The sequence below is a fragment of the Methylobacter sp. genome (assembly GCF_030680395.1).
GTDB lineage: Bacteria > Pseudomonadota > Gammaproteobacteria > Methylococcales > Methylomonadaceae > Methylobacter_A.
Map to the genome: position 1 here is coordinate 1 of NZ_JAUXVR010000033.1, position 19147 is coordinate 19147.

General features: G+C 48.1%; 21 protein-coding genes. 11 read left to right on the top strand and 10 right to left on the bottom strand.

Going from position 1 to position 19147, the window contains the following annotated elements; translation table 11 throughout:
* Positions 1-228: 228 nt before the first annotated feature.
* From Q8L79_RS20155 to Q8L79_RS13855, 6 genes are all read right to left on the bottom strand, one after another.
* The gene (locus Q8L79_RS20155) at positions 229-342 is read right to left on the bottom strand and encodes an IS1 family transposase (RefSeq protein WP_370869980.1); all 114 of its coding nucleotides are present in this window, start codon (positions 340-342) and stop codon (positions 229-231) included.
* 118 nt (positions 343-460) lie between these two features.
* Complete coding sequence (locus tag Q8L79_RS13835) at positions 461-817, bottom strand: IS1 family transposase (RefSeq protein ID WP_305272230.1); 357 nt, start codon at positions 815-817, stop codon at positions 461-463.
* A 31-nt stretch (positions 818-848) separates the two neighbouring features.
* A complete protein-coding gene (topA, locus tag Q8L79_RS13840; RefSeq protein ID WP_305272232.1) occupies positions 849-3176 on the bottom strand; it encodes a type I DNA topoisomerase in 2328 nt (775 codons plus the stop codon).
* Between the two features lie 121 nt (positions 3177-3297).
* Complete coding sequence (locus Q8L79_RS13845; RefSeq protein ID WP_305272234.1) at positions 3298-3765, bottom strand: DUF494 family protein; 468 nt, start codon at positions 3763-3765, stop codon at positions 3298-3300.
* 20 nt (positions 3766-3785) lie between these two features.
* Positions 3786-4859 (bottom strand): DNA-processing protein DprA, encoded by a 1074-nt coding sequence (gene dprA / locus Q8L79_RS13850; RefSeq protein WP_370869981.1) that lies wholly within the window; start codon positions 4857-4859, stop codon positions 3786-3788.
* A 29-nt stretch (positions 4860-4888) separates the two neighbouring features.
* A complete protein-coding gene (locus tag Q8L79_RS13855) occupies positions 4889-6001 on the bottom strand; it encodes a LysM peptidoglycan-binding domain-containing protein (RefSeq protein WP_305272239.1) in 1113 nt (370 codons plus the stop codon).
* Positions 6002-6098: 97 nt separating this feature from the next.
* On the opposite strand from Q8L79_RS13855, the gene def reads away from it, so the two are divergent.
* The 11 genes from def (at position 6099) to Q8L79_RS13910 (ending at position 16643) form a co-directional block, all read left to right on the top strand.
* Positions 6099-6605 (top strand): peptide deformylase, encoded by a 507-nt coding sequence (gene def / locus Q8L79_RS13860; RefSeq protein WP_305272241.1) that lies wholly within the window; start codon positions 6099-6101, stop codon positions 6603-6605.
* A gap of 2 nt (positions 6606-6607) precedes the next feature.
* The gene (gene fmt / locus Q8L79_RS13865) at positions 6608-7537 is read left to right on the top strand and encodes a methionyl-tRNA formyltransferase (RefSeq protein ID WP_305272242.1); all 930 of its coding nucleotides are present in this window, start codon (positions 6608-6610) and stop codon (positions 7535-7537) included.
* Positions 7534-8841, top strand: coding sequence for a 16S rRNA (cytosine(967)-C(5))-methyltransferase RsmB (rsmB, locus tag Q8L79_RS13870; protein WP_305272243.1), 1308 nt, complete (start codon positions 7534-7536; stop codon positions 8839-8841). Before fmt ends, rsmB begins: the two co-directional genes overlap by 4 nt.
* Positions 8819-9403 (top strand): DUF4390 domain-containing protein, encoded by a 585-nt coding sequence (locus tag Q8L79_RS13875; RefSeq protein ID WP_305272245.1) that lies wholly within the window; start codon positions 8819-8821, stop codon positions 9401-9403. Before rsmB ends, Q8L79_RS13875 begins: the two co-directional genes overlap by 23 nt.
* Complete coding sequence (locus Q8L79_RS13880) at positions 9385-11532, top strand: ATP-binding protein (RefSeq protein ID WP_305272247.1); 2148 nt, start codon at positions 9385-9387, stop codon at positions 11530-11532. The genes Q8L79_RS13875 and Q8L79_RS13880 overlap by 19 nt, the downstream gene beginning before the upstream one ends.
* A 15-nt stretch (positions 11533-11547) precedes the next feature.
* Entirely contained in the window at positions 11548-12909 is a 1362-nt protein-coding gene (locus tag Q8L79_RS13885; RefSeq protein ID WP_305272250.1) for a sigma-54 dependent transcriptional regulator, read from the top strand.
* 161 nt (positions 12910-13070) lie between these two features.
* The gene (gene rplM, locus Q8L79_RS13890) at positions 13071-13499 is read left to right on the top strand and encodes a 50S ribosomal protein L13 (protein WP_006892965.1); all 429 of its coding nucleotides are present in this window, start codon (positions 13071-13073) and stop codon (positions 13497-13499) included.
* A gap of 11 nt (positions 13500-13510) precedes the next feature.
* The gene (gene rpsI, locus Q8L79_RS13895) at positions 13511-13906 is read left to right on the top strand and encodes a 30S ribosomal protein S9 (RefSeq protein ID WP_305272254.1); all 396 of its coding nucleotides are present in this window, start codon (positions 13511-13513) and stop codon (positions 13904-13906) included.
* A 106-nt stretch (positions 13907-14012) separates the two neighbouring features.
* Positions 14013-14744 carry a glycosyltransferase family 2 protein gene (locus Q8L79_RS13900; protein WP_305272256.1) on the top strand — a complete coding sequence of 244 codons (732 nt, stop codon included), beginning with the start codon at positions 14013-14015 and terminating at the stop codon, positions 14742-14744.
* Entirely contained in the window at positions 14737-15015 is a 279-nt protein-coding gene (locus tag Q8L79_RS13905) for a lipid-A-disaccharide synthase N-terminal domain-containing protein (RefSeq protein WP_305272258.1), read from the top strand. The genes Q8L79_RS13900 and Q8L79_RS13905 overlap by 8 nt, the downstream gene beginning before the upstream one ends.
* 5 nt (positions 15016-15020) lie before the next feature.
* Positions 15021-16643, top strand: a complete 1623-nt coding sequence (locus Q8L79_RS13910; protein ID WP_305272260.1) for a glycosyltransferase family 39 protein — start codon at positions 15021-15023, stop codon at positions 16641-16643.
* A gap of 111 nt (positions 16644-16754) precedes the next feature.
* Here Q8L79_RS13910 and Q8L79_RS13915 read toward each other — a convergent pair whose 3' ends face one another.
* The 4 genes from Q8L79_RS13915 to Q8L79_RS13930 all read right to left on the bottom strand — a co-directional run bounded on the left by Q8L79_RS13915 (position 16755) and on the right by Q8L79_RS13930 (position 19139).
* A complete protein-coding gene (locus Q8L79_RS13915) occupies positions 16755-16940 on the bottom strand; it encodes a DUF6726 family protein (protein WP_370869979.1) in 186 nt (61 codons plus the stop codon).
* Between the two features lie 176 nt (positions 16941-17116).
* On the bottom strand, positions 17117-18130 hold the full coding sequence (locus Q8L79_RS13920) for a Gfo/Idh/MocA family protein (RefSeq protein ID WP_305272263.1): 1014 nt from the start codon (positions 18128-18130) through the stop codon (positions 17117-17119).
* Positions 18131-18157: 27 nt separating this feature from the next.
* Entirely contained in the window at positions 18158-18418 is a 261-nt protein-coding gene (locus tag Q8L79_RS13925) for a DUF5062 family protein (RefSeq protein WP_305272266.1), read from the bottom strand.
* Positions 18411-19139 carry an arginyltransferase gene (locus tag Q8L79_RS13930; protein ID WP_305272268.1) on the bottom strand — a complete coding sequence of 243 codons (729 nt, stop codon included), beginning with the start codon at positions 19137-19139 and terminating at the stop codon, positions 18411-18413. The genes Q8L79_RS13925 and Q8L79_RS13930 overlap by 8 nt, the downstream gene beginning before the upstream one ends.
* Positions 19140-19147 lie beyond the last annotated feature (8 nt).

Genomic DNA, 19147 nt, shown 5'->3' on the forward strand with positions numbered 1-19147 from the left:
GCCAGTATCCAGAGCCAGGGATGGTAACTTTCCGATACCGCTGTGGCCTGATTTAGGCTTGATGCCAAGCCATAGTCTCACATCCATGTGACTGGATTCCGGCATCCCTGCCAGAATGACGAGCTTTTTGGCGCTAGCTGAGGTATCTTGCTAATCAGGTAATTGATTGAGGGTATAGTGGGTTAAATCTGTAATTAGGCATGAACATCCAAACCGAATTCGACCTTGTTAATCAGCAATCCGATGGCCGGTATCATGCAGGGTTTCCAACTTCGAGACGCAGATTGTTTTTCGTGTGAGTCGCTTAATCCAGGTTCTGAAATTCAAATTTTTGCGTTCAATCTGTCAGGTGTTGCGCTTAACCCACCTGATGTCTATCGCTTTCAATGTGACGCGCATCAGCGCCCCAATCATCGGTGTAATAACGGCTAATGCCAAAGGGTTCGAGCAATGCTTTCAACTACTTGAACGTCTCATCCTTGCGTTTGCCAAACACATAAGCCGGTACCGTGTTCGTGGCATGATCAACGGCATGCCAGAGCCAACGTTGATTGGACTTGTTGCCGACAAATGACCACTGCTCATCCATTTCAGCTTCTTCACAAGCCAATTTCAGTCTCACCGCCAAATTTCCTGCCGGATTTAGGGCCTGAAAGTTGGGATTGACCTGGACAATGCTGCTCGATTTTTTTAACGTGCTAATCACTGTGTTTTTGTTGGTCTTGAGAACCCTTGCTGTATCGCGGATACCGCTGCCATTGACGGACATGTCTGCAATAGTGCCCGTCTCGCAAGCCTTATAGCGGTTTTGACCCATTACCCCAAACTGAAGGCGAACGAATTCGCCCCTACAGCGTACCAGGTTCTTTTGGCCCCTGCACATCCGCAGGATCGCCTTCATACGGAGTTGCATACTTACATTCTTTTTGTGGGCAAACCTTTTCCACTCCGCGTCTTTTGGTTTCTTTGACGGTCAAAATAGGCCACTCGCATTCCGGGCAGCTTTCTTTTACCGGTGCGTTCCATAATGCGTAATCGCATTTTGGGTATTCAGAGCAGGAATAGAATATTTTGCTGTTTCGCGACTTGCGCTTGAGGATATTGCCTTGTTTGCATTGCGGGCACTCGACGCCGGTATCCATCGGTTTTTCCAACGGCTCGATATGCTTGCATTTGGGATAACCGCTGCAACCTATAAATTTGCCGTAGCGACCGGTCTTGATCACTAAAGGCGATTCGCATTTAGGGCAAACTCGGCCTTCTACAACTTCGGGTTCGTCGGTAGCGCCTGCGTCATCGTTCAGGTTTCGGGTATAGGAACACTCGGGATAGTTGGTGCAGCCGATAAACCGGCCATTCCTGCCTAAACGGATGGACAGCGGACTGCCGCAATCGGGACATTTTTCATCAATGGCTTCCTGGGTAACATCTTTGCGCTGGACGCTTTCCTCTTTTTCGTGAATCAGAGTGGTGAAAGGTTTCCAGAAGTCGTGCATCAATGGAACCCAGTCTTTTTCTCCCCGTGAAACCGCATCCAGTTCATCTTCCAGGTTGGCGGTAAAATCGTAATCGACGTATTTGGTGAAATGTTCGGTCAGGAATTTGTTGACGATTCTGCCGACATCGGTCGGGTAGAAGCGTTTGCTGTCCAGGGTGACGTATTCGCGGTTTTGCAAGGTCGAAATAATCGACGCATAGGTCGATGGTCGGCCGATACCATGTTCTTCAAGGGATTTTACCAGACTGGCCTCGCCGTAGCGTGGCGGCGGCTCGGTAAAGTGCTGTCCGGCATTGATGTCGTTGAGTTGGACGGGGCGACCTTCTTCCATCGGCGGCAGAAAGCTTTCCTTGTCGTCACTCTCGTTGCTGTCGTCTTTTCCTTCCAGATAGGCGGCCATGAATCCGGGATGGGCTATCGTGGAGCCGGTTGCCCGGAATACGTGTTTGCCGTCGCCGCAGGTCAAGTCGACGGCAACCATGTTAAGCGTGGCATGAATCATCTGGCAGGCGATGGTGCGCTTCCAGATCAGCTCATAGAGTTTGAACTGTTCGATGCTCAGGTGGCTTTTTATCTGACTGGGTAAGTGCCGGGGAGATGTCGGGCGTATGGCTTCGTGCGCTTCCTGAGCGTTTTTCGACTTGGTTTTAAAAAGTCTTGGTTCTTTAGGCACATTTTCGGCACCGTAGTTTTCGGCAATCAGGGCGCGGATTTCTTCGACAGCATCAACCGACAGGTTAACCGAGTCGGTACGCATGTAGGTAATCAAACCGGCGGTTTCGCCGCCTATATCGATACCTTCATAGAGTTGCTGGGCAACTATCATGGTGCGTTTGGTGGTAAAACCCAGTTTGCGCGAGGCTTCCTGTTGCAGTGTCGAGGTGATGAAGGGCGGGGCCGGGTTGCGTTTTTGCTGTTTCTTTTCCAGCTTGGCAACCATTAATTGGCCGTCAGCGGCACCCAGTAAGGTTTGCCTGGTTTTTTCCGCCAGCTCTTCATCGGTAATGCTGAACTGGCTGATTTTTTCGCCTTCAAATTGAGTCAGTTTGGCTTTAAAGGCTTGGTCGTGCGCCGTCAATGCGGCATCGATTGTCCAGTATTCGCGGGTTTTAAAAGCCTCGATTTCCAGTTCGCGCTCGACGATCATGCGCAAGGCGGGGCTTTGAACACGACCTGCTGACAGGCCGCGGCGGATTTTTTTCCATAATAGCGGCGACAGGTTAAAGCCGACCAGATAATCCAAAGCGCGGCGCGCCTGTTGGGCATTGACCAAATTGATGGCTATTTGCTCCGGGTTGGCAATGGCTTCGGTGACGGCTTTTTTGGTAATCTCATGGAACACGACCCGATGTACCGGCTTGTCTTTCAGTAGTTTTTTTTCTTTCAGCAGCTCAAGCAAATGCCAGGAAATAGCTTCCCCTTCTCTATCAGGGTCAGTCGCCAGATATAAGGTATCTGCAGTCTTAAGAGCCTTGCTGATGGCTTGCACATGTTTTTGGTTGCGATCGATAACTTCGTATTTCATGGCGAAGTCGTTGTTCGGGTCAACTGCGCCTTCTTTTGGGATCAGGTCGCGGACGTGTCCATAAGAGGCTAAAACTTGAAAGTCCTTGCCCAAATATTTTTCTATGGTTTTGGCTTTTGCAGGCGATTCTACAATGACGAGATTTTTACTCATTTATTTAAAAGGGCGAAAGGCGAAGGGCTAAAGGCGAGAGGCTAAAGACGACGGGCGAAAGACTGAAGGCGAAAGTATACGTTCTTTTTTGCCTTTGGTCTTTTGCCTTTCGCCTATGTTTTCAATGCAAATACGTTGGAATAAGGTCATAGACAATATCTTCCATTCTGGAGAAAGCGATTTCCTCATCCGGCTGGCTGAGCAATACCATCAGCACAATCCATTTTAGCTTTTCCATTGATAATTCTTCATTTTCCAGTGCCATAGCCCGGTCGATGACAATTTCCCGGTTGGCTGAGCTCAGGATAGCGCTGTGCTCAAGGAACATAATCAGATTGCGGGATTCAAGATCCAGTCTGGCTTTTTCCTGACTGCAAAAAATACGGAATGTAGGCGATACGGATGCTTTTATTGCCCGTTGCAGGCTAAGCGACTCCAGCCAGTCGAAAGCTTTATTGACTTCGATTTGTTCAAAGCCCGCTTCAAGTAGTTCTGTTCTGACGATATCGCTGTCCGGAAGTATTTCAATTTCATCTTCCATATAGTTTTCGAATAAGTACATCAGGACATCAAAAATATTTTCTTTCATAGGCTCTTGGTTGTTTATGATTATTTTATTCTCGTATAGCATCCGCCGGCGGATGCTTCTATGTAACCTTGTAGTTCCAGAATCAGTAACATTGACGAAATAACTTCGACGGATTCGTTGGCATTTTCAACCAGAGTATCGATGGAAGTTGGGCTAAACATGACAAGATTCAATAATGTTTGTTGCTCCAGGTCAAGTGTTGATTGCATTGTTGGCAGGGCGAAATTCTCATCTTGTTGATTATATTGATTTAGTTCTTCAAGAATATCTTGGGTTGTTTCGACAAGTTTTGCGCCTTCACGGATTAACGCGTTGCAGCCTCGGGCCAGCGGGTTGTAAATGGAGCCGGGAATGGCGAAAACTTCACGGTTTTGTTCGAGGGCCATTCGGGCCGTGATCAGCGAGCCGCTTTGCTTGGCGGCTTCAACCACCAACAGCCCTTGGCAAAGGCCGCTGATAATGCGGTTGCGTCTGGGAAAATGGTTAGGTTTGGCGGTTGTGCCGGGCGGAAACTCCGAGATCATGGCGCCGGTATTCACGATTTCAGTGGCCAAGTCTTTATGCCGCGCGGGATAGACACGATCCAGTCCGGTTCCGGCTACTGCAATGGTATAGCCTTTGGTCTTTAATGCGCCTTGATGGCTGGCAGCGTCTATGCCTAAAGCCAGTCCGCTGGTAATCACAAAGCCGCAATAGCTCAGGGTCTTGGCAAAGTTAAAGGCAATTTCCAAGCCAGAAGTCGAGGGGTTGCGACTGCCCACAATGGCGATTTGCGGCAACGATAACAGTTCAGGGTTGCCGCGTACAAACAGAAGTGGCGGAGGATCGGAGATTTCCTTTAATTGCGAGGGATAGTTTGCATCATTGAGGGTGAGAGCACTGTTATTTTCTTGATTCAGCCAGTGCAGGTCATAGTCTATCAGCGTCCAGTCAGGGTTTCTGATGGCATGAACGATGTCACTTTTTAAGCCCAAGGCGCTCAATGCGGATGATGATTCTGCAAATAGCTGCGCCGGAGTATGGCTTTCGAGCAAGCGAAGAAAAGTTCTGCAACCAACCCCTGGCGTGCGTAATAACGCAAGCCAGTATTTTATGTCGTTGTCGGGATGTTGCGCGATAATGTTCAGGGGGTTTTAACTTTGTCTAAAACATGAAGAGCCTGGGTTGCTTTCATGACCAGGGCATAGCTGACGCGCTCAAACGGACGGAAAACCATCAGGGTGCCGGCAATCTCATCAGGAAGATTAACGGCATCATTTTTAATTGGGCTGTAAGCGTCGCTGATAATTTCTCCGCTTTTATAGATATCCAGTTCGTGTCCGACTAAAAGGCCGTCTGATGTGCCTTTGTCTATTACAACTACGCTATATCGACCGATTTGGGAGACGCCGCCAAGCACGCTGATAATGCTGCCTTTTATGCTTTGTTCAGGTGGGCGGGGAAAATAATTTAAGACAAGCTCCTCTTCTGCGTTGGGCATAATCCGGTCGCCGGTACGAATTTCACGATCGGCTTTGGTTATGACTAAGGTTGCCGGGTCGCCGGGTTGTTGCAATGAGGCATCGGCAATGTATTGCGCCTCATAACCCAGAATGTCTCCATTTTCCGGGCTGATATAAGCGCTTCCCGGCCGGTAAATTGTATGAGGCAGGTTTTTCGGTTCGGTTATCGAGCGCACATAAACACGGTCGCCAGTGCCTACAATGATATGTTCCCCTGCAAAGCCAACAACATAAGGTGCATTGTTGAGTTCGTTTTCATCGACCACTTTGGGTGATGACAGGAAACTTGTTATGGTTTCGGTAGGGATTAATCTGATAGCCTGTTTTAAGTCGGATTCCCGGATGCAAGGCAGCACCTTTCCATCTTCGGAAACGGCAAAGTCTTTGCGTCCATGTTTATAGTCTTCTTCTTTAAGCACACAGGGAGAATTGGCTTGGGCTTGAGGTAACTCGCTTCTGGAAAGACTAAGCTGCGGTTTGCCGTTTACCATGGAAAAATAAATGGTATCGCCGGGATAAATCAGATGAGGGTTCTTAATTTGGGTATTGTGGCTCCATAGTTCAGGCCATTGCCACGGGTGCGTTAAAAATTTACCGGATATTTCCCATAAAGTATCGCCTTTGACGACAGTATATTGATCAGGGTGGGACGGATTTATTTGTATTTGATCAGCCCACGCGCTTAAGCTGAGAAGTAAAGAAACTATCAATCCGGTGAGTATTCGAAAAGCCATTTTGGGTTCCTGTCGAGTCTTTTTATACTATCTGAATTCAAAGTTTAGATGAATTCAGATAGAATTCCAGTATTCAATTATTATAGTGGAGAGTTTGTTGAGTATTCTATCTATTCTCGAGTTTCCGGATGAACGGTTGCGTAAGAAGGCGGCAATCGTAAAAACGGTCGATGATAAAATCAAAAAATTGGTCGGCGATATGCTTGAAACCATGTACGAATCGCATGGCGTAGGATTGGCCGCTACCCAGGTTAATGTGCATCAGCGGATAGTCGTTATTGATGTCAGTGAGGAAAAGGACACCCCATTGTGTTTAATTAATCCTGAGATCATTGAAAAAGACGGCGTTAGGGAGTCTGAAGAAGGCTGTCTTTCAGTGCCCGGTTTTTTTGAAAAAGTAACCAGGGCTGAGCATATCATAGTAAAGGCGCTCGACAGGGAAGGCGAGCCTTTTGAATTAAGCGCCAGGGATTTGCTGGCGGTGTGTGTCCAGCACGAGCTGGATCATTTGGACGGAAAATTGTTTGTTGATTATATTTCACCATTAAAACGGCAGCGGATTAAGAAAAAATTGGAAAAAATTCATAAGATGGAAATGAGCTGAGCATGAAGATTATTTTTGCCGGAACCCCCGAATTTGCGGTGCCTTGTCTACAGATGTTGCTGGATTCGGAGCACGAAATTTGCGCCGTTTATACCCAGCCCGACCGACCGGCGGGCAGGGGCCGCAAGTTACATCCAAGCCCTGTCAAAGAACTGGCCTTAACTGCCGGAATCCCCGTTTTTCAGCCGCTTACCATGAAAACCAGTGAGGACTTGCAACAGATCAGCGCATTCAATGCCGATTTGATGGTGGTGGTCGCTTACGGCATGATTTTGACGCAAGCCGTTCTGGATGCGCCCAAACTGGGTTGTATCAATGTACATGCTTCGCTATTGCCGCGCTGGCGAGGTGCCGCTCCTATTCAGCGTGCGTTGATGGCGGGCGATGAAAAAACCGGCGTGACCATTATGCAGATAGTGCGCAAACTGGATGCCGGCGATATGTTGCACAAGGAAGAATGCGTGATTGGCCCGACCGATACGGCCGTCGATTTGCATGACAAATTGGCTACGTTGGGTGCAATAGGCCTAGCCAAAGTGCTGGCGCAAATAGAAGCCGGAACCGTTCATCCCGAACGGCAGGATGAGGCGCTGGTGACCTATGCCGAAAAACTGGAAAAAAGCGAAGCCGTTATCGACTGGACGCAACCCGCTGTGGATCTGGCTCGAAAAGTAAGAGGGCTAAATGCATGGCCGGTCGCCCAAACGCTTTATCAGGGCAATGTGTTGCGTATCTGGCAGGCTGTAGAAGTAAATGACGATGCGTCGCTACAACTGGAGTCCGGCGTCGTGCACTGTGCCGATAAACTCATGGATGTGGCGACCGGCTTAGGCTTTTTAAGGCTGCTGGAGGTGCAACTGCCGGGTGGAAAACGCATGCCTGTCCAGGCTTTTTTGAGCGCTCACGATGTTAACGGGGTAAAACTCGGTTGAATACACGATTAGTCGCGGCACGGGTATTGTCCCGTGTTTTGCAGGACGGGCAGTCTTTAACCGCCGCCCTGGATAATGCATTTTTAGCCGTAGAGTCGGCTAAAGACCGGGCTTTCATTCAGGCGCTATGCTATGGCGTTTGCAGACAATATCACCGGCTGGATTATATTTTAAGCCAGTTGCTGGATAAGCCGCTAAAAGATGCCGACGTTAAGGCGCTGGCTTTGGTGGGCTTGTACCAGCTCAAATTCATGCGGGTAAAGCCTCATGCGGCGGTATCCGAAACGGTTTTGGCAACGCGTAAAAAACCGTGGGCCAAGTCGCTGATCAATGCCGTACTCAGAACCTATCTGCGTGAGCAGGAAGGGCTTGAACACAAAGCCGATAAATTTCAGGTCGCAGCCCTGAGTCATCCCGATTGGCTGATTAAGCAAATTGAGCAGGATTGGCCTGAGCAGGCGTTAAATATTTTCTTGGAAAACAACCGGCAGCCACCGATGGTGTTGCGGGTCAATCTGGCGAAAACCAGTCGCGAACACTATTTGCAATTATTAACCGGGCAGGACATAGCGGCTGAAACCGTCAGCTTTTGCCCGTCGGCGATCAGGCTGGATAAACCGGTACCGGTAGACTTGCTGCCCGGCTTTGCAGACGGACTGGTATCGGTTCAGGATACCGCCGCGCAATTGGCGGCCGGCTTGCTGGATGTCCGGCCGGGACATCGGGTGCTGGATGTCTGTGCCGCGCCGGGCGGAAAAACTGCGCATATTCTTGAAACTCAGCCGCAACTGAAAGAGCTGGTCGCCGTCGATATAGACGAGTCGAGAATGCAGCGGGTCAGCGAAAATTTGCAGCGTTTAAATTTGCAAGCCAAGCTGGTGGTTGGTGATGCTGCAAATCCTTCAGGCTGGTGGGACGGCAAGGCGTTTGACCGGATATTGCTGGATGCGCCGTGCTCGGCCTTGGGCGTTATTCGTCGTCACCCTGATATTAAATTATTACGCAGAGCCGAGGACATTTTGCAGTTGCAGGCCTTGCAAAAATCCATCCTGCAAGCCGTCTGGCCGCTGTTAGCGCCCGGCGGACTGATGGTCTATGCAACCTGTTCCATTTTAAAACAGGAAAATGAGCAACAGGTTCAGGTTTTCTTAGCCGAACATGACGACGCGGTCGAGTTGCCCTTGTTCCCAAGTTCCAGCTTGGGAACAGCAAGCTGGGGAGTCGCCGGAGCATGCGGGCGCCAGATTTTTACCGGTGAATCGGCAATGGACGGGTTTTATTATGCATGCATCCGTAAGCAATAAGTCATCTCTCCGTTATTCATTGCTGTATTGTTTTTTGGTCTGGCTGCTGCCCGCTATAAGCTATGCTGATGCGTTTGGCGTTGAGGTGAAAAGTGCCGAGATCGCTTTGCAAGGCAATAACTATGTATTGTCTGCGGATATAGATTATCAGCTCAGTGCAAGGGCAAAGGAGGCGTTGCAAAACGGTGTGCCTTTGTATTGGGATATACACATCAAGACCTTCCGGCATCGCGATTATTTCTGGGATAAAACGCTGGTCAATGCCAACATTCGTTATCGTATTCAGTATCATGCGTTGCTGAATATGTACCGGGTCAGAAATGAGGGCAGCGGCGAACTGTATAACTTTTCTACGCTGTCTGCGGCGCTGGGTTTGATGTCAACGATACGTGATTTTCGCGTGCTGGATAAGTCAGAGAGTGAGCGGGGAGAACGCTACGCTGTCGGCATAAAAGTAACGCTCGATCGGGACGCGCTGCCTTTGCCGCTACGCCCGATTGCTTATACTAATCCTCAATGGTATTTATCCAGTGATTGGACATTATGGCCTTTGACAAAATAAAGCCCCCTATCAGCTTGTCCATATTGGTTCTGTTTGGCTTGATTCTGCTGTTGTTGCAGCTTATGAGTTCGGCAACGCAGGAATCTTCAGAGTTGAGCGCGATGTATTCATGGCTGCTTTTGGTCAATGCGCTGGGATCGGTAGTGTTGCTGGGATTGGTCGGCGCTAATATTTATTCCTTGGCGCGGCAGTTAAAAAAACGCGAGGCCGGTTCGAGGTTAACCACGCGCATGGTGTCGCTGTTTGTGGTGCTGGCTTTGGCGCCTGCCGCTATTGTATTTTATTTTTCCATGCAGTTTCTGCATCAGGGTATCGATAGCTGGTTTAATGTGGAAATAGACCGGGCGATGGAAGATGCCCTGGAGCTCAGTCAGGCATCATTAGACCAGCGGATGCGCTGGCATTTGCGACAAACGCAGCAATTGACCGCGAAGTTGGTGGAATCGTCGGAAACGCTGGCCACGCTGGAAATGGAAAATCTGCGTGAACTTTCCGGGGCGGCAGAGATGACCTTGTTCTCGCGGCAGGGCAGGATTATTGCCTCAAGCAGTATTAATCCCGGCGATATTTTGCCGAGCTTGCCGGATGAGCATATCTGGTTGCAGTTGCGGCAGAATGCAGAGTACGTCGCCTTGACTCCGGTGCGCGAAGATGAATTGATGATTCGGGCTATCGTCACCGTTAAGGCCAAGGAGCCTGAGTATTTGCAGGCTTTATATCCGGTGCCGGTAAGAATTGCCGACTTGGCCGATTCGGTGGAGTTTGCCTTTGTGCGTTATCAGGAAATGCATTTTTTAAGGCATTCATTAAAGTTGAGTTTCTCGCTGGCTTTGTCGTTGGTTTTGTTGATGAGTTTGCTGGCGGCTATCTGGGTGGCCTTCATTAGCATCCGTAATATTGTCGCCCCGGTAAAAGCGCTGGTTAAAGGGACGCAGGCAGTCGCTTCCGGGCACTATGATCAGGAATTGCCGGTTATGGCCCAAGATGACTTGGGCTTTCTGGTCGAGTCTTTCAACGAGATGACTCATCGTATTGCCAGAGCCAGCGATGAAACCAGAATGGCCGGTATTGAGGTGGAAAATCAACGGGCTTATCTGGAAACAATACTGGCGAATTTAACGGCGGGAGTGATCAGTTTCGATGCGGAATATAAAATACGTACGGCAAATCAGGCGGCCTACAGGATTTTCCATATTCATGTTAATCAGTTTGTCGGGCAGACTTTGTTGGAACTGGTTCAGAACTATGCGGAACTGGCCGAACCGTTAAAATCCATTCAGCGTTTATTGGAGCAAGCCGACGATATATGGCAGCAGCGGATTGCTTTTTTAGGTCCTAACGGTCGGCAGGAATTGCTGTGCAGAGGTACGCCGCTGTTTTCTCAGGAAGGCAGGCAAGTCGGGGCGGTGGTGGTTTTTGATGATGTGACCGACTTGATTCAGGCGCAGAAAAATGCGGCGTGGGGGGAAGTAGCCAGGCGTCTGGCTCACGAAATCAAGAATCCTTTAACGCCCATACAGTTATCGGCAGAACGCTTGCAGCACAAGCTGGCCGACAAGTTGACTGCCGGTGATGCGGATATGTTGCAGCGCTCAACCACCACCATTGTGCAGCAGGTTGAGGCGATGAAGGAAATGGTGGATGATTTCTCTGAATATGCCAAGCCTTCCAAAAAGCAGACGGTGGATATTGATTTGCCCCGTTTGGTTCAGGAAGTGTTAGCGCTTTATGCATTAAAGTCGGGAGTCAAGTTTAAAGCCGATTACGATACCGGTCTGTTGGTGATTAAAGGCGATCCGGTTAGTATCAGGCAAGTGTTGCATAATCTGATAAAAAATGCGCTGGAAGCGATAAATGCCAAGGGTTTAATCGAAATAAGTCTGCGCCGGGTGCAAAAAAATAACACTGATTTTATTGAAATAGCGCTTTATGATGACGGGCCGGGTATTAAAGACGAGCAAATTGAACAAATCTTTGAACCCTACGTGACCACCAAGGCCAAGGGAACGGGGTTGGGATTGGCGATCGTCAAAAAAATAATTGAAGAACATGGCGGTGCGATATGGGTCGACACCAGCCGCAAAGTGGGAGCGGGATTTATCATTCAGCTTCCGGCGTGTAATTTTTGAGATGCCGTAAAAAATATGAATGCACAAACACCGCGTATATTGGTTGTAGATGATGAGCCGGACATTCGCCGGCTGGTCTGCGAAATTCTTGAAGATGAGGGCTATCAGGTCGCTATGGCCGAGAATGCCGGTGCAGCCAGAGAATTAAAAAAATCTAAAGCTCCCGATTTGATCCTGCTGGATATTTGGATGCCGGATACTGACGGCATTACCTTGTTGAAAGAATGGGTTGCGGAAGAGGCCATGCTTTGTCCAGTGGTTATGATGTCAGGGCACGGTTCCGTTGAAGCCGCTGTTGAGGCAACCCGGCTGGGGGCTTATGATTTTCTTGAAAAGCCGTTGTCCTTGGCAAAATTATTATTGATTGTAGAAAGGGCTTTGGAAGCCAGCAGTCTGCAAATAGAAAATGCGGGGCTTAAGCAGCAGTTGCATGTCGATATTGATCCGGTTGGCAAGAGCGCTACCGTTGCGAGACTTAAGGATCAATTAAAACGCTTGGCTCAGCATGATGCCAGAGTACTGTTTGTCGGTGAGGCGGGTGTCGGTAAGGAGATGTATGCCAGATATCTGCATAATAACAGTGCGCATCGGGACGGCCCCTTTGTGGACGTGGCGGTAGGCAGCATATCGCCGGAAAATTCGGCGGTGGAATTTTTCGGCAAAGAGGATGCGGGCAAGATTTATCCCGGCCTGTTGGAGCGGGCGCATAAAGGAACGTTATTTTTAGGCGAGATTTGCGGCATGGATAAGGAAACCCAGTTAAGGTTGCTTGGTGCTCTGGAGTCCAGTTCTTTCCTGCGGGTCGGCGGAGGCGAGGCAGTTCGTGTCGATGTCCGGGTAGTGGCGTCAACCCGCATTGCTTTGGATGAGGAGGTCAAGGCCGGGCGTTTCCGACAGGACTTGTATTATCTGCTTAATGAAGTCTCGCTCGATATTCAACCGCTTCGGGAGCACAGTGAAGATGTGCCGGCATTGCTGAGTTTTTATGTCGATTATTTTGTCAGTCAGGATAGATTGCCTTTTCGGAGGTTTTCCATGGCGGCACAAAATTTCTTACGTAATTACAGCTGGCGTGGCAACGTCCGGGAATTAAAAAATCTGGTGCAACGGTTAATGATTCTGGGTGCCGGTGAAGATATAGAGATGGATGAGGTGAAGGCTGCGCTGGGTTCGGTGATTGGTGATGCCGTTATTTCTCACGCGGTGCCTGAATTTTTTAATTTACCGTTAAAAGAGGCCAGGGATCATTTTGAGAAAGCTTATCTGGAATATCATTTTGAAAGAACCGGCGGCAGTGTTGCAAAATTGTCAGCCGCAGTGGGCATGGAACGGACGCATCTTTATCGCAAATTACATTCGTTGAATATAAAATTATAAAGCCAGGCAAAAGGCAAAAGACGAAAGGTTCAAGGCATATGTTTTTTTCGCCTTTCGTCTTTCGTCTTGTACCTGAATCACAAATAAACTTGAAACATCCCATGATTCTTAGTAAAATCTCGTTTTTTATATTAAGCCTTTAACAGTAAGCCTAAGCAACGATGAAAACATTTAGTGCAAAGCCAGCAGAAGTTAAGCGTGATTGGTACGTGGTCGATGCAGAAGGAAAGACTCTAGGTCGTCTTGCTTCTGAAATTGCGCTACGCCTTCGCGGTAAACATAAACCAGAATACACACCGCATGTTGATACCGGTGATTACATTATTGTAGTAAATGCAGAGAAAATAGGCGTTACCGGCAATAAAGAAAAGAATAAATTGTATCAGCACCATACAGGTTACATCGGTAATCTTAAGACTGTTACCTTGGGTAAATTGAGAAAAACTTTCCCCGATCGTATTCTTACTACAGCAGTTAAAGGAATGTTACCTAACAATCCACTGGGTCGTGCAATGTTCAAGAAATTGAAAGTTTATGCAGGTCCTGAACACGATCATCAGGCTCAACAGCCACAAGTATTAGAATTATAAGCGGGTAGATCATGGTAGCAGCAGCTCAGTACTACGGAACAGGTCGTCGTAAATGTGCAATAGCACGTGTTTACGCAACGTCAGGTACCGGAAAAATCACTATTAACAAGAAAACTATCGAAGAATATTTCGGTCGTAAAACCGACCAGATGGTTTCTCGTCAACCATTAGGTTGTGTTGATATGGAAGGCAAATTCGATATTAATGTCATCGTTAAAGGCGGCGGTCCATCCGGTCAGGCTGGCGCTATTCGTCACGGTTTGACGCGTGCATTGATGGTATACGACGAAACCCTACGTCCAGCGCTTAGAAAAGCCGGTTTTGTTACCCGCGATTCTCGAATTGTAGAACGTAAAAAAGTGGGTTTACACAAAGCCAGAAAACGTCCACAATACTCAAAACGTTAATCGACTACTTCCATGCAGTAACTCACGTTACTCATGCGAAAATCAAAGGGGCTGCATTCGTAAGGATGCAGCCCCTTTTTTATGGGTATTTAAAAGAGGAGGAGCTGTGAATATTTCGATTGTTGTTCCTGTTTATAATGAAGCTGACAATATTAGTGATTTAACTACAGAGATTGTTAATGCTATGAGTCAGGCTGAAGCCTATGAAATTATCTATGTCGATGACGGCAGTAATGACGATACAGCGGCAGTTTTAAAGCAGATGCAACAAAATATCAAAATACTACGCGTAATTCATCATCAGCAAAGCTGCGGACAAAGCGCCGCTATTTATACAGGAATAAAGGCAGCAAACTACCCTTGGGTCGCAACGCTGGATGGCGATGGACAAAATGATCCGGCCGACATCCCCCGATTATATGAAGTATTGATACAACAAAGAAAAGTCAGCGGCAATTTATGGATGATAGCCGGATGGAGAAATAAACGCCATGATTCCGCCTGGAGGCTTTTTTCATCGAAAGTAGCCAATGCCGTTCGATCACGGCTATTAGGCGATAATACACCGGATACCGGTTGCGGATTAAAGGTGTTTTTAAGAGATAAGTTTTTGGGCTTGCCGTATTTTGATCATATGCATCGTTTTTTGCCGGCATTGATTCTAAGAGCGGGTGGACAGGTGATTTCCGAACCGGTTAATCACAGAGTCAGAGCGCATGGCTATTCAAAATATGGAACGTTAGATCGGCTTTGGGTAGGGATTGTCGACCTATTAGGCGTGATGTGGTTACAGAAACGGGCAAAACTGCCGGAGGCAAACGAAGTTGAACGTGGATAAAGAGACTATTTGGCTCATTATAGGTTTTGTAGGGCAGGCGCTATTTTCGGCCCGATTTATAGTGCAATGGCTTAAGAGCGAACGTGAGAAAAAAAGCGTGTTTCCTATCGCTTTTTGGTATTTTAGCATCGGCGGCGGCGTTACCCTTTTGGCTTATGCGATTTATCGGCAAGACCCGGTTTTTATCGTGGGGCAACTGACCGGTCTGTTTATTTATTTCCGGAACCTGTATTTTGTGGTTCACGAGCGTAAAAAATTAGGCATTGAGTAATTGTTATGTATCAATCGCTGTCTGCCAGACTTTGGATTGTCCTTCTTTGGGGGATTTTAACTGCCGTCAGTCTTTATATCCGGCCATTATTTCCCGTCGATGAAACCCGATATGCCGCTGTCGCGTGGGAAATGTGGCTCAGAAATGATTTCCTTGTCCCCTACTTAAATGGGGAAACCTACAGTCACAAACCGCCATTATTGTTCTGGTTAATGCAGTTAAGTTGGTGGCTGATGGGTGTTAACGACTGGTCCCTACGTCTGATTTCGCCGCTATTTTCCTTGGCAACCCTGTTTTTATCCGGCGCAGTGGCTGGTAGTTTATGGCCTGATCGCAAACGGGTTGAAGCGCTTACACCGCTGTTGTTACTGGGATTGTTTTCTTGGGCGATCTACAGCACATTGACCATGTTCGATATGATGCTGGCATTTTTTGCATTATTAGGCATTTACAGCCTGTTAAAACTCGTTAATTCGGGTTTGTCTTTAAAATACTGGGCGCTTTTAGCAATAGCCATCGGCGGCGGCGTTCTTAGTAAAGGCCCGGTGATCTTGTTGCATCTTTTACCTGTCGCGTTGCTGGCTCCCTGGTGGTTGAAAGCCGCTTATTTTCGCTGGAAGCATTGGTATTTTGGGTTGATTACCGCCATTTTAACCGGAGCCATCGTCGCATTGTGCTGGGCCATACCGGCCGGAATTGCCGGCGGCGAGGCTTACAGGAAAGCGATTTTTCTGGGACAGACCAGCGGGCGGTTGGTCGAGTCTTTTGCGCATCGGTTGCCATGGTGGTGGTATTTAGAGATTTTGCCGTTATTGCTGTTACCGTGGCTGCTTTGGAAGCCTTTGTGGATCGGATTACGCAAACTCACCTATCAGGATTTGGGCACCCGTTTTTGTTGGGCTTGGGCAATGCCGGTTCTTATCGCGTTTTCCCTGATCAGCGGTAAGCGTATCCATTATTTGTTACCTTTAGTTCCTGTCATGGCTTTGATATTGGCGCGGGCCGTAGATGAAATAAAGGAAACTGAGTGTTGGGAACGGGCCCACCGCGTTGTCATGGCGGTTCTCGGACTGCTGGGTGCAGTATTAATGTTGTTGCCCCGGTTAAATGACGCTTATCATTGGCGGGCCGAGTTATCGTTAATATCGCCTGTATGGGGAAGTCTGCTGGTTATTAGTGCGGTGATTTTAGGGATAATCAGGGCAAAAACGGCGCAAGATTCGGTTCTCTATGTTTGTGTGGCCTCGGTTATCGCATTAATAACGCTTTGCGGCGGCTTTTTTGAAGTTAAATTCGACCGCTACGATACCCAACCCGCCGCCCGGACAATTGCCGCTTTAATGGATGAAGGCCGGGATATTGCCTTTTACGGCAGTAAGTATCACGGCCAATATCATTTTGCGGGGCGTCTTAAACAGACGATTACCGTCGTGCCATACATCGACGATTTATACGATTGGGCCAAGCATCATCAGACCGGTTATATCATAGTGACCTATAAGGATGCAGAGGCATTGCCTCCATCGATATTCAGTCACCATTATCCTTTCAAAAGTCAAAATATAGGCTTGCTTTCCTGTCGGATACTGCTGGCGAACCCCGGACTTGGTGCCGGTTTGATACCGTAGATTATTACCATTGCTTGAATATAGGGATGTCTTGCTTAAGTCCGCATGGCTGGGTTGCCTGCTTTCCGGCAACCCACTGATATTACAAGGTTTAGCTAAAGCATTCAGCGTTTAAATGGGAATATCATCCACTCCATCAGCCGCTGCATCGATTGCATCATGAGCACTATTGCCAACTCCCGGCACGATTGATACAACCGCTCCACCTAAACGCATGGGTACGGAGGCAATTTTTGTTAATACGCATCCTTGTAAAATAAGCGTTGTGACTAATAAAAATACAATTTTTAACTTCATTTCTAATCCCTTTCGGCAAATATTAGAAGGCATATTTAATAATGCCTTCGGTACAATAAACTAATGGCAATTATCAATTGCCACGTGCAATACTTTTCCAGCGGTTAAATATGTTGAGCAATGCAAGCTCTCCGGACGAGTGAAAAACCAAATCGATATGGCGCTCAAGCATTGGTCTAATCCAGGTTGATTCGTTGACCAATAGCCGCTGATTGCAAGGCGGCAACGATGATTTGGCAATTGGCTTTCGCGTCTTCCAGCGACAGCGCGGGGGCATTGCCGTTTAATATGCAATCGCCGAAATGCTCGATTTCCAGCCGGAAGTGATTGGCCGCAGGTAGCCATTCTTCAACTGGCTCACTGTCTTCTGTCCACCATGAAATCACCGGCGCATCGCCGGGCATACTCCAGACGTTGTGGCATTTAATGCCGCCCTTGGTACCAATGATTTCATATTCACACCGCCTTGCGCGTTCAAAGCTGAAATCGAAATGGGCGTATTTCCCGTCACCAAAATCAATAATGCCGCTGGTCGCAATATCCGCGCCGCTCTCGACATACTTGGCTATGGCGGTTACCGAGACAGCAGGCTCGTCGAAAAACATTCGCGCCGAATGGATTGCATAACAACCGATATCCCACATTGCACCGCCGCCATTGTCGACGCTTTCCGCCAAACGGTACAAGCGCGCAGGCCGCATCATGAAAGAATAGCTGGATCGCACCGACCTTATTTCGCCGATTATTCCGGAATCAATCAATTCCCGCACTCTCGTATGTTGCGGGTGGAAACGGTACATGAAGCCTTCCATCACGGTGACTTTATGCCGTTGTGCGGCGGCTTGAATGGCTTCTATGTCGTTCGCAGTCAGCGCCATAGGCTTTTCGCACAACACATGTTTGCCATGTTCGACAGCGCGTAGCGTCCATTCGGCATGTTCGTGATTGGCAAGCGGCAAGTACACCGCATCGACTTCCGGATCATCAAGTAACGCTTCGAGAGTGTCGTAAGTGCGCACCTGTTGCTGTTGCGGCGCGTACTGCGCCAGCGTTTGCGCGGCGGCGCCGGGGCGGCGACTGGCTATAGCAACCAGCTCGGCATTGGACGCTTCGACGATGGCGGGCATTAGACGCTCGTTGATACGCGCCGCACCTAAAATACCCCAGCGCAGTTTTGTTTTGTTATTCATCAGATCTACCTTTGGTGTAGGGTTCGTTTATTTCAAAAGAGGATGGTCTTTCGGTAATTGCCGCGCTATCCATAACGCTAATTTATGTTTCATATTCACCCCGTTCTCCTGATCAATCGCCAATGGCTGAATAAGTTGATCATTGACCAGCAGACGATAAAGACATTCAGTTTTATCTTTTGCAGAATCGGTCGAGGCAAAATTTGCATAGCCGCGATTTTTCGCATAATTTTCACCCACCTCCATCGCTTTTTTTAGCAGCTGAGATTCATTTTTTAACTTAGCCATTGATATTGTCCACGGGGTTGCCGATATTTAAAAAGTCCCACTGTCGGTTAATCAAGCCTTGCAGGGGTTGGTATTGGTTTTTATAGTTCATTTTTTGGCAGTCGGCAATCCAAAATCCAAGATACAGCCACTCCAGACCCTGTTCTTGTGCATATTGAATTTGCCATAGCACCGCATAAACGCCAAGGCTATGGCTGGAAAATTGGGGGTCAAAGAAGGTATAAACGGCGGAGAGGGCATTATCAAGACGGTCTATAATCGCCACCGCGGCAAGTTCATCGGCAATGGAAAATTCTATAAATTGAGTATTGCACCATGAACTGCCTAAAAAGCTGATGTAGTCATCGGGACTGGAGTTTGCCATGTCGCCTTCGGCATGACGTTGGTTTTGGTAGCGCAGATAAAGATCGTAATGGGCTTGTTCGAAAACCGCGGGTTTGATTATTACTGTAGTTTTTTGATTTTTTTGCAAACAGCGCTTTTGGTTGCGACTGGGTTTAAATTGCGCAATAGGCAAACGCACCGGCACGCATTGCGAACACTGGGCACAATGGGGACGGTAAACGTTGTCGCCGCTACGTCTGAAACCATGAGCAATCAGTTGCGAATAAATAGCGGTATTAAGTTCAAATGAAGGACTCACAAATGCCGATTGTGCTTGCTCATCTTCCAAATAGCTACAGGGATGCGGAGCGGTAATCAATAAAGGTACAGAGATCATAAAAGTTG